The 12,724-nt window shown below is 40.7% G+C and carries 4 protein-coding genes; 1 reads left to right on the plus strand and 3 read right to left on the minus strand.

All coding sequences use genetic code 11. The features are described 5' to 3' along the window. The first annotated feature begins 352 nt into the window (after positions 1-352). Positions 353-4,462, plus strand: a complete 4,110-nt coding sequence (locus FG28_RS14025) for a hybrid sensor histidine kinase/response regulator transcription factor (protein WP_036386660.1) — start codon at positions 353-355, stop codon at positions 4,460-4,462. A gap of 9 nt (positions 4,463-4,471) precedes the next feature. Here the strand turns inward: FG28_RS14025 and FG28_RS14030 are convergent, their stop codons facing one another. The 3 genes from FG28_RS14030 to FG28_RS14040 form a co-directional block, all read right to left on the minus strand. After that, positions 4,472-7,798, minus strand: coding sequence for an FG-GAP-like repeat-containing protein (locus FG28_RS14030; RefSeq protein ID WP_036383780.1), 3,327 nt, complete (start codon positions 7,796-7,798; stop codon positions 4,472-4,474). Between the two features lie 99 nt (positions 7,799-7,897). Further along, a complete protein-coding gene (locus FG28_RS14035; RefSeq protein WP_036383783.1) occupies positions 7,898-9,385 on the minus strand; it encodes a RagB/SusD family nutrient uptake outer membrane protein in 1,488 nt (495 codons plus the stop codon). Between the two features lie 9 nt (positions 9,386-9,394). After that, positions 9,395-12,403: a TonB-dependent receptor gene (locus FG28_RS14040; RefSeq protein ID WP_036383786.1), complete on the minus strand. Its 3,009-nt coding sequence runs from the start codon at positions 12,401-12,403 to the stop codon at positions 9,395-9,397. Positions 12,404-12,724 lie beyond the last annotated feature (321 nt).

Genomic DNA, 12,724 nt, shown 5'->3' on the forward strand with positions numbered 1-12,724 from the left:
TCCCACTGGCATTACATAATATGGGCGGTAAAGAAATTAACCCATCAACCTATTAGCTATTAAGAACTTAGGAATTTTTAGGTATGGTGATCTATCCAAATTTTGTTATCCTAACTGTATTCAAAATCAGATTTAATTTACAAGAAAAACTGTAAATATTGATGTAACGAATACAGGCAAAAGTTACATTTAAAAACCTAGATTGTGATGCCCTGAAAGCGTCAATATCAAAAAGTAAAAGTGTTAGGCACCATTTTTTGTGAATTTTATCTGTAAATTTTGTACCAATTGAAACTAAAATTTATTTTTCGTTAACCTCGTGAAAACAACTAAACTATTAAAGATTACACTTGTGTTTGTATTCTTGAAATGTGCCGGTTTAAGCGCACAGGTTTCAGACAATGAATACAATTTTGTGAACATTGATCAAAGAAGTTCACAGCGTGCCGTCTCCACCATTGTGCAAGATAGTCTGGGCCTCATTTGGATGGGGACCAATGGGGTTGGTCTTCAAAAATACAATGGTTTCGATTTTGTTTCCTATAAGCAGGATTTTACGGATTGTACATCACTTAACAGCTCCCTAATTTATAAAGCATTTGTCGATCAACGCAATCGATTGTGGGTGGGCACAGAAGCAGGCCTAAATGTGTATGACCGTGATTACGATACATTTAAACAAGTAACATTATATCGGGATTCGGTTGCCTTGGAAAATGTCCCTATCCGTGCCATACATGAATGTGTAACAGGAAAACTAATGGTAGGCTCCCATTATAATGGACTTTTTTTGGTTGATCCAGAAACCTTGGTCGGGCACAATGTTTCCATGGGTGAGACCACCATTTCTTCCCTGGAGATAAACAGTATTATAAAGAATAAGGAAAAGGAGCTATTGATTGGTACCAATAAAGGCCTTTTTTCTTACGAAGAAGGAAAAGTGACCCAAGTTCCTTTACATCTTCACAAGCCTAGAGGTAATGACAATGCTCCCTATGATATTGAATCAATGATCAAAGATGATGAGGGATCAATATGGATAGGAACATTTCAGAATGGATTGGTAAAAGTTGAACTAAACCCTTTTAATTCCTTTAAAGCACATAACTACAGAATAAGCAGTGAGCGTATCCTGTCCATTGCACAAGCACCGGACGGAAACATATTGTGCGGTACCGAAAACGATGGCCTTTTTGCATTGAAAAAGAATGGAGATCTGGTGAAGCACTATCGGTACAATAAATTTGATGTAAACAGTATAAAGGCCAATTCAATATGGTCCATATTTGTAGATAGCCAAGACCGTATTTGGATTGGCTACTACAATAATGGGGTAGGGGTCTATGATAAACTTTATGACAAGTTCAAGGACATACGTAGCCTTGCCAACGTGAACAATTCTTTACAGTCTCCATCAGTGAGTGCCATTGCAGGTGACAAAAATGGGAACATGTGGATTGGGCTGGATGGAGGCGGTGTAGACGTGTACAATCCCAAAACAGGGAATATAGTGCACCTGACCAATCCAAGAAATTCCCTTGGGGCCTATTTAAATGCAGAGGATGTTACTGCCCTTTTTATTGATAATGACAATAATGTATGGGTAGGTACTTGGAATTCGGGAATTTATTATCTGCCCAACGGTTCCAAAACCTTTGTCAATTACACGTCTTCAAATTCTGATGGAGGTCTAAAGTCCGATCGGATTATGAACTTTACAGAAGATTCGCAAGGAATTATTTGGATTGCATCTTATGAGCAGGGGCTGCACTCTTATGACCCAAAGTGGAAAAAGTTTGTTCACCATAATGAGCTGATATTTGATGACCCAAGTCCAGGGGAGGGGGCCATGCGCATAGTATTGGTTGATAGAAACAAAACCATTTGGATGGGAACCACGGCAGGGCTCTATAAACTTGAAGGCAATGATGCGCCCATCCAAGAACAAAAAGCAATTCCACTTAGAGGCCCCATGTATAAAAGCTTGGGCAACCCCCTAGTGGTTGATGCCGTAGTGTCTTTGTACGAAGATGGCCGGGGCAACATCTGGATAGGCACGGACGGTGCAGGTCTTTGTAAGTACGATCCCTATAGTGACAGTTTTTCGTGGTATGGACAAAATGAAGGTCTAAAACAAGAAACCATTGCCTCAATCTTGGAAGACGACAATGGAGATCTTTGGATTGGTGGGAACAATGGATTGTCACACTTGGATTTTGAAAATCAGTCATTTAAAAATTTCGATACCAATGATGGACTATTGGCAAACGACTTTAATTTTAATTCGGCGTTCAAAGACCATAATGGATTGCTTTATTTTGGAAACTACGGAGGAATCAATTATATCGATCCAGATCATGTAAAGACCAACACCAATAAGCCTGAAATATACTTTACTGGCTTAAGACTTTTCAACAAACGAGTGGTACCAAATGATGAAGAATCCCCTCTGGACAAAGTAGTTGGTCAGACCGATAAACTTACATTGAAACACAATCAATCTGTGTTTACCATAGAGTATGCCGCCATCAATTTTACGCGACCCAAAAAAAACCAGTACGCTTATATTTTAGAAGGTTTTGATGATTCATGGAACTATGTTGGTCAAACCCGTAGTGCCACCTATACCAACCTCTCGCCGGGAAACTACACGTTTAAGGTAAAGGCCGCGAATAATGATGGGGTATGGAACGAATCACCAAAAACCTTGGGAATAACCATTCTTAGTCCATGGTGGGCAACCAATCTGGCTTTGATGTCTTATATATTGGCTATACTCCTTATTTCGTATTTCTTGGCCAAGTTCATATCGCAGCGAATTCGTGAAAAAAGAGCAGTGGAAGCAGAAAGGGAAAGAAGAATTCAAGAAGAGGCACTGAACGATAAAAAGATACAGTTCTTCACGAATATATCACATGAGTTTAGGACCCCATTGACGCTCATTTTAAATCCGCTGGAAGATGTACTTTCAGATACAAGGCACAAATTGTCTAGAATGACACATCAAAAACTGCGTACCATTCATAAAAATACCTCAAGGTTAAAGCGCCTTATTGATGAGCTGATGGATTTTAGAAAACTGGAAATCAATAAATTTTCAGCCAAAGCCTCAGAACTTGAGGCCATATCTTTTGTTACCGAGATTGCTGGGCATTTTGAGGAAGAAGCCGCATTGCGGAACATTATCCTTATGGTAGAATCAGATGATGACCAAATAACGCTATGGAGCGACCCCTCACTTTTGGAAAAAGTAATATTCAACATTCTCTCCAATGCGTTTAAGATTACCCCGGATAACGGATTTATTACGATTGGTGTCTTTAGATGTGGGCAGGACATCGTTTTTCCATTGATAGGTGATCAAGAGCACGTACAGGCTTTGGAAATTTATATTGAAGATACAGGGCATGGAATTAAAAAAGAGGAGCTTGAAAAAATATTTGAGCGATTCTATCAAGTAAAGGAAATGAACAGTCAATATTATGGTGGCACAGGTATTGGCTTGGAAATGGTCAAGAGCTTTGTGGATCTATTAAAGGGCAAAGTCATTGTGGAGAGTGAAGAAGGCGTTGGCACCAAGTTTAGGATTTTCCTCCCCTTGGGCAACCATCATTTTAAGGATAATGAACTTTTGTTGTCTCCAGAAACTGAAAACAATTTACCCGTTCTACCAGTGCCAGAATATACGGTTGAGGTTGGGTATACCAGTGCTGGTTCCAACCGGGCGCTGCTCATTGTAGAGGACAACGCTGAGTTGCGGACTTATCTTAAAAATGAACTGGAAAGCGAGTATGCCATATTTGAGGCGGTCAACGGGGTGCAAGGGCTGGAAATAGCCTTTAAAAGACCTCCGGATTTGATTCTTACCGATGTGGTAATGTCTGAAATGGATGGGTTTGAATTCTGTAGGCGTATTAGACAGGATTTAAAAACCAGCCATATCCCGGTACTGATGTTGACGGCAAAGGCAATGACGGACGATTGGGTCAAGGGGATTGATTCTGGGGCCGATGTCTACTTACAAAAACCGTTTGAGATGAAAGTTCTTCGAGCACAGCTCCGGCAAATAATCCAGAGTAGGCAGGTTTTGTTCAATAAATATCTAAGTAATTCTGATAATTTTAAAATTCCCGATAACACCTCGTCCTTGGACAAGAACTTCATGACCCAGGTGTTGCATTATATTACAAAAAACATTGCCGATGAAAACCTCAATGTTGAATCCTTGGCGGAAGAGTTACATCTAAGCCGAAGCCAGTTATATCGTAAGATTAAGGCCATGACTGGCCTGACCGTAACCGAGTTTTTGCGGAAAATACGATTGGAACACGCCAAACGATTTATCGAAAATGGAACGGAGTCGATAAGTGAGGTGTGTTACAAAGTCGGGTTTTCATCACCATCTTACTTCACCAAATGTTTTAAGGCACAATTTGGAATGTTGCCCACAGAATTAAAATAGCGTTCGGGCTTAATTTATATGTAGGTGTTGCATAGCATCGTTATTCTTGGCCACAAGGAGGTATTTTTTGTCTTTGACCTCAATTGCGGCCATATTTTTGACATCCCCCTTAACAAAGAAGCCACTTTCTGAAGTCTTGACCGCTTCAAACCCTCCTTTTCCATTGCCTTTTAATAAGAGTCCATGACTGGCATCATTACGAGGGGTTTCCACCTCGGAAACATATAAATTTCCGGCAATCAGAAAATCCAGAAAACCGTCCTTGTCATAGTCCTCCACCAAGATTTGGTTGATGCTGGAAAGTTGTGCCTCTCTAGGCAACTGGTGCATGACAAACTTGCCATCTTTGTTTTCCAAGTAAATGCTCGCAAACGACTTTACTTGATAATGTAGTGAAGATTCCAATTGCTTTTCACCATACACATCCACCAAAGTTGCCTGAGAAAAGCTTTCATAATTTTCAAATTTCTTTTTTATTCCGGGTATTTGCTGCGAAGAACACTCTCTTCCTCTGAGGGGAAATTGTTTCCCTTCGTTATAGTAACTGAGTACAATATCCACACTCTCATCCTTATCAAAATCGTTCACGAAAATATCAAAGGTCTCGTCTTCGGTGGCCTTGTATTTATAGTTAAGACCATTGTTGCCCACTACATAATCCATATCGCCATCATTGTCAAAATCGCCCTGTTCAATGCTCCACCACCAACCTGTGGTATCCATTGTCAGTCCCATTTCTTCGGAAGTCTCCACAAAACCAGAGCCTGTGTTCTTGAAAGCTCTGATGGGCATCCATTCCCCAACTACGATAATATCCAACCAGTCATCATTGTTAAAATCGGTCAGAACCGCACTGGTTGCCATGCCCAATGCTTCAAAACCCTTGGGTTGCATATTCTGCACAGGTTCAAAAGCAATTTGTTCAGGTGTGCTTTTGTTTATCAAAATATAGCTTTGGGCTGGGGAAGGGTAATTTCCAGGCACTTGTCGGCCCAAAACCAACAAATCCTCTTTTCCATCTTTGTTAAAATCACCATGGTAGGCTTTTGACCCGCTTACATTTAAAGAAGGCATTGCCGTTGCTTCGGCTTTGGTAAAATTTCCAGCTCCATCATTTATATAAAGTCGGTCTGCCAATTGATTTGAATTTGGCTCAAACTCATAACCGCCACTGACCACGTACAAATCGTTGTCACCGTCATTGTCAGCATCAAAAAATAAGGCACCATTGTCTTCACTGATTTTATCCTGTTCCAAAAACTGCGAATCACCCATTACAAATCCAGTTGAAGTTTGTATAAAAAGCGCACCTGAACTGCCTTTGGATGCCCCTACAAAATAATCACTCAAGCCGTCACCATTTATATCGCCTACGGCGAGGGCAGGACCAAAAGATGACATTTTATGGGGCAGTAACACCTGTTGGGCAAAATCATCATTATTATTTTCCTTGTGTACATGCTCAGGGAAAAATTGAGTGGAATCTTCTTGGAACAAATTTGAAACAATCGCTGTGTTTTCTTTGAAAGTAATGGATTCCGAATGATTGAAGACTAATTTTTGATTAGTGTCAACACTGCTGATTTGCTGTATTTTGCCATCGGGCCAAATTACTTTGACCTCATCTATTTTCTGAAAAGTACCCAATCCAAAATGAAGCTCTGGTGCCACCGAAGATTGGAATCCACGTGTTGTGGTAAGTTCCTGCATTTGGGTGTGCCCATCGGTGGTCACATAGACTCGTGTACCCAGGCCAAAACCATTTCCTTTTTGACCGTTAAAGGCCACTTTTAAATAGTTATTGCGTTCTGCACTTTTGTTTTCAAAGATGGAAGCAAAATCATCAAGGTTATTGGTAATGATTTCCAAATCTCCGTCGTTGTCCAAATCAGCATAGGCAGAACCATTGGAAAATCCTTCGTACTGGATGCCCCATTTATCATTGGATCGTTCAAATTTTAGGTTTCCTTTATTTTGGAAGATGAAATTGTCTATTTTTTCAGAAGGGATGTGCAGACTCAGTTGGAGTAGACTATCTGCCTTGTTATCCATTTCTTCGAGCTTGTTGAAGTAGTCGTTGTTATTGATTTCCCTTCGGGTGCCATTGGAAACAAAAAGATCTTTTAGCCCATCATTATCAAAATCGGCAAACAGAGGACCCCAGCTCCAATCTGTGGAAGAAGTTCCGGTAATCCTTGAAATATTGGAAAAATGGGGTACACCATTTTCATAAAATCCAGAATTCATCTGGAAACAGTTGTGCATATACTGGTAGTGAAAGCCTGCATTGACCACATCCCAAAACAATTTTGGATTCATGCTGGCCATATTGGCCTTTTTTCGCCTATTGGTCTGAGCGTCCATATCCACCTGAAAAATATCCAGATTGCCATCATCGTTAAAATCGGCAATATCAACCCCCATTCCGTAGAAGGCGGTTTGGGAGGTTGCTTCTTTGACCACTTCCCTAAATGTACCATCTTGATTGTTCAAGTACATAAGGTCTGGAGAATTGAAATCGCTTGAAACATACACATCGGGCCACGAATCGTTGTTGAGGTCACCAACAGTGGCACTTAAAGAAAGACCAAAGGCCCTAAGACCGGATTCTGTGGTAACATCAGTAAAGGTTGAGCCGTCATTTCTGTAAAGATGATCGGATTCCATATCCTTTACATTGTTCATTCTATAGGTATACACAAAGGTAGGCGAACTGAACGGCGTGGGAGGGTAGTTGGCCACATACAAATCAAGGTCACCGTCTTTGTCGTAATCAAAGAAGGTTGCTTGAACGCTGTTTCCAGGATCATCCAAACCGTATTCAGCTGCTTTTTCCGAGAAGGTACCATCACCATTGTTGAGGAACAATTGGTTATTCTTGGGGTTGAACTTACCGCTTACGGAACAGTAGATGTCCAAATATCCGTCTCCATTCACATCGGCCATGGTTACACCGGTGTACCATCGGTCATCACCGGCAACACCAGCGTTTTGGGTGATATCCTCAAACTGAAGGTTCCCCTTGTTTAAAAATAGCTTATTTGAAACTTGATTGCCTGTAAAATAGAGGTCTATTAAACCGTCATTGTTAATGTCGCCAGTAGCCACACCGCCACCCATATAAAGATAGGAGTAGGTAAAATAGTTCAATGAATCATTTTCGGTCAAGCGATTGGCAAAATCCACTCCGGTGTCTGTATTGCTAAGGGATGAAAAAATCTTTGAATCGGGGTCTGCCACCGATGCTTTTTTCTCACTGCAGTTGTGCAATACGATTAAACTAATTAAACCAAAAACTATGAGATATGGACTTTTAAAAACCTTTCTAAAATACATTTCAAACAATAGGCAAATTCATAGAGATAAAAACAGCGTGTATTCCTACACGCTGTTTCACTAAAATTAATTCAAAAAAACTAACTCAAAATTAAAATCTTAATATCCTGGATTCTGATCTGCAGAACTTAGGTTTATGTTGGCATCAATTTCGGGTTGGGGAATGGGCAAGAGCTCATGTTTTCCCGTTTGGAAATTGGTTCCGGCCAATTCTGTATCTGCAATGCCCCAACGAATAATGTCATTGAACCTGCACTGTTCACCTGCCAATTCAACTTTACGCTCGTGGACCAAAGCATCAAAAACCTCTGCTGGAGACAATCCTGTGGGCAGAGGAGCCAACTCAGCTCTTTCACGAACTTGGTTGATATAGCCTACGGCCACATCTTGGTCTCCCCCAGGTCTCATGCTTTCGCACTCGGCCATCATAAGAAGGACATCAGCATATCGTAAATACTTGAAGTTAATACCAGAAGTCTGGTCTTCATTAGCATCTTTATAATAGTTTTGATATTTACGCCAACCAGCATTACCACCGCCATTACTTGGGAAGTGGTCAACTGTTAAGCTGCCATCGGGTCCAAAAGTGTCTCCGTTTACATAGAAGGTTTGTTCAAAGCGGATGTCACCATCTTCATATTCATTCAACAAATCATCGGACGGGAAAACATTGAACCAGTCGTTGAAACCATATTCTTGACCTCTAAAGGTTGCCTCGTTGGGTCCCTCACCACTTCTATCTGAATTCCACTGGGCACTAAAGCCGAGGTCATCATCATATTGGATTTCAAAAATGGACTCAACCCCAAATTCGGTCTCTTCCATGAAATTGTCGAAATAATTGTCTTCCAAAGCATACCCTTGAAGTGCATTGAACATACCCAAAGCATCATCATAACGCTCTAAGAAAAGGTATACTTTACCTAAAAGAGCTTGGGCTGCACCTCTTGTGGCCCTACCATTTTCTTCTTGCCCTTTGGGAAGCAAATCAGGTATGGCATCCTGTAAGTCCTGAATAATCTGAGCATAAATCTCTTCTTTTGGACTCTTCCCAAAACCTGCACCATCATCTGGTGGTAGGGTGGTAATCAATGGTGCATCGCCATATCGGGTAACAATGAAAAAGTAAAACAGGGCTCTTAAGAATTTAGCTTCGGCAATAGCTTTTGCCTTGGAAGCATTACTCATTACCGATGGAATAATTTCATCAATGGCCGCTTTGTTTTCTATAACATAGTTTGCTTTGTTGATACCTCTGTAACAGCTTTCCCAATAGGCTCCAATAGCTCCGTGGCTAGAGTCAAAGGAAAAGTCAAGATATTGACGTTTATCAGCTTCCAACTGATTGTTCCCACCATTTTCATGGGCCATATTATCCATCATAAAGAACATGTGACGGCTAAAAAGACCTCTAGTCTGCAAGTTGGAATACACAGCAATCACCGCAGATTCCACTTGGGTTGCATTTGTTAAGAAGGTATCTGGTGATAGTTCATTGGGATTGCTCAACTCCAACGAATCTTCATTACAGGATAACACGAGGCCTATAGTGGCCAGAATCGCTAATATTAATCTATTTTTTTTCATAACTTTTTTTTAGAATGATAATTGAACTCCTAATAAAATCGATTTTGGTTGCGGATAATTTCCTCTATCAATTCCTAATTCGTACTGACTTCCTCCACCATTATTGGTCAAAGGGTTACCAATCTCTGGATCCAAACCGGAATAATCTGAGATGGTAATCAGGTTTTGACCACTCACATATACTCTACATTTGGTAAGGTACTTATCTAAAGATGGGCTCTGGAAAGTATAACCAAAAGTGATGTTTTTTAATCGGGTGTAGGAACCATCTTCTACAAAGCGATCTGAAATGGAGTTAAAATTCTGTGGAGAACCATCTGCCCTTGGAACTGAGTTTGAAGTACCAGGACCTGTCCATCGATTTAGAACATTGGTACCCGCATTGAACAATCGTGGCATCCCCTCCAAGTCGTAGATATTGGTATTATACACATCTACACCAGCAACACCGGAAATAAACATATTAACATCAAACTTCTTATAGTTTGCGTTTAAGTTTAAACCATAAGTAAGGTCTGGATAAGGGTTTCCTATTTTTACTCGGTCATCCGCATTGATTGCTCCGTCACCATTTTGATCTACAAATCGTATATCACCCGGTAATTTATCTGAATCTGCTCCAAGGTGTGCGGTTACCTCTTCTTGGGTTTGGTAAAGACCATCGGTTTCTAGACCAAAGAAAAAGAACAAGGGTTCACCAACTTCTATTCTAGAAATTTGCTGGGCCTCAAAAGTACCCCCTGACAGGGACTCATTTACACCCAATGATTTAACCTCGTTGGTTGTAGTGCCCAAGTTAAGATTGGCAGACCAGGTGAAGTCACCCTCAAAGTCATTATAACCCAAACTGATTTCAAAACCGTTTGTCTCAACACTTCCCACATTTTCGGTTACGGCACCGGAATGAATTCCCAAAGAACCAGGCAATGGACGGCTCATTAGAAGGTCGTCACTGGTATTGTTGTAATATTCCACCGCACCGGTAAATTGACCATCAAAAAGACCAAAATCAAGACCGACATTAACCATGGTGGTTTCCTCCCATTTCAAATTAGGGTTGGCAAGTCCACCAGGAGTGGTACCTGTGCCCAATCCACCTCCTATGGGGTAGAAGAAGTTGGCCAAAAGTGTGGCACTATATTGGTAATCACCAATTCTATCGTTACCTGTAACACCCCAACTACCTCTCAACTTTAAGGTATTAATAGAGGAATCTGACAAGAAATCTTCCTTGGCAATATTCCAGCCCAACGCAAGGGAAGGGAATGTACCCCATCTATTATTGGAACCAAACCGAGACGAAGCATCGCGACGTATGGAGGCAGCAAAGATATATTTTTGGTCAAAGTTATAGTTCAAACGGGCCAAGTATCCAATTCTATTGTATTCAAATGATGTTGATTGCAAAAATGACTGCTCATTTGATACCTGATTGATATCATCCGTAATTGGATTTTGACTGTTTGAGTTTAAAATATCATCAGTTCTTTCCTGTTTTTCAGCCACCAACAGCACTTCCAAATTGTGAACGTCATTGAACGTTTTGGTATAGTTTAGGCTATTGGTAAGTATAATCGATTTCCGTATGCTTGAGTTTTTTGTGATGGCCGCAAAGTCAGAGGCATGTGTGGCACCCTCACTATCATCATTGTATGAAGGGCGGAAAATATCGGTATTGGAATTTCGGTATTCCAAACCTACTTGGCTCTTAAAGTTTAGGCCATCCAAGATTTCAAATTCACCGAAAATACTGCCTATGATGGCAGAAGATTTGTTAATATGCTCGCCAAGGGTCTGTACCCGTATTGGGTTTTCCGCATCCTGCCCGTCCAAACCGCTACTGGGGCCTTGAAAGCCTCCTAGGTTGTCCGGGTTGTATATAGGTAGATATGGAGGTATTTTAATAGCGTGCTCCAATAGAGAGCGAGCTCCCAAATTTCTTTCGGGATTTTGCTTGTTAAAGGCTACCGTCATGGTTTCCCCGAATTTGAATTTCCCAACGGTAAAGTTACTATTGGCACGGAAAGAGAAACGTTCAAAAGAGGTCTCAATAATGGCGCCCTCTTGATCCTGGTATCCTGCGGAAAACCTGAAATCACTATTTTCAGAACCACCAGAAATGCCCAAATCAACTTTGTTCATTACACCCGTTCTAAAAAGAGCATCTTGAAAATCTGTATTTAGGCCTGATGAAGAAAGGGGAGAAGTCGGAGTAAATCCAAAAGCTTGCTGTGCAAACTGGAGATATTGTTGTGTGTTCAGTATATCATAACGTTGGTTGGTATACTGAATACCAGTGTATGAATCTACATTAACTACTGTTTTACCTGTTCTTCTACCTTTTTTAGTGGTTACCATTACAACACCATTAGATCCCAATGAACCATAAATAGCGGTTGTAGAGGCATCTTTTAAAACGTTGATGGACTCAATGTCATTTGGGTTAAGATCGCCCAAACCTCCGGCAATGACCCCATCTATTACATACAAAGGATCATTGTTGTTCATGGTACCTAGACCCCGTATACGCACTACTGGGGCCGTACCTGGCGAACCTGTATTTAATACGGTAACACCGGCAGCCCTACCTTGAAGTGCTTGATCGGCAGTTGCTACAGGTAATGCAGATATTTCTTCTGCGCCCACCGTTGTGATGGCCCCTGTTACTTCTGCCCTGGATTGGGTACCATAACCTACTACCACAACCTCATCCAACGTTTCAAGATCTTCAGATAAGCTCACATTGATGGAAGTTCTACCATTTACAGGAATTTGTTGATTCAAATAACCTATGTAACTAAACACCAATGTGGCATTGGAAGATACATCGGAAATGGTGTAATTCCCATCAAAATCTGTTTGGGTTCCATTGGTGGTTCCAGATACCACTATTGAAGCACCTGGAAGTGGAGACCCCGTTTCATCGGTAACGGTTCCCGATACGGTCAATGATTGCGAATATGCCAAAGGCCCAATCATTATTAATAGGGTTATGACCGCATGTTTAAGTTTAATCATAATCTACAAGTTTAAGTTAGTCAATGTATTATATGCATTGTTGAACAAAGATATTGGAGGTGTTCTGCGGACACTAAAAGAAATGAAGCATATCATGTAAAATATGATGCATAAGCACCCTTAAAATTGGAATATCTCATATATACACCTTTGATATTGCTATTTTGTTGAATTTTTATATTAAAAAATGGCAATGTCTAACTTTAGGCATAGATGTTATGTTCATAACATTCATTGCATTTACAGTTAAAATTTGGATTGTTGATAAGTAGAAAATGAAGCGAGGACATGGTTGGATTTTCCATTTTCTGGTTAGGTCAT

Source organism: Muricauda sp. MAR_2010_75 (assembly GCF_000745185.1).
Classification (GTDB): domain Bacteria; phylum Bacteroidota; class Bacteroidia; order Flavobacteriales; family Flavobacteriaceae; genus Flagellimonas.

Coding starts and splice junctions, on each gene's coding strand:
- FG28_RS14035 (WP_036383783.1), bottom strand. CDS start 9,385: ATGAAAAAAAATAGATTAATATTAGCGATTCTGGCCACTATAGGCCTC.
- FG28_RS14030 (WP_036383780.1), bottom strand. CDS start 7,798: ATGTATTTTAGAAAGGTTTTTAAAAGTCCATATCTCATAGTTTTTGGT.
- FG28_RS14040 (WP_036383786.1), bottom strand. CDS start 12,403: ATGATTAAACTTAAACATGCGGTCATAACCCTATTAATAATGATTGGG.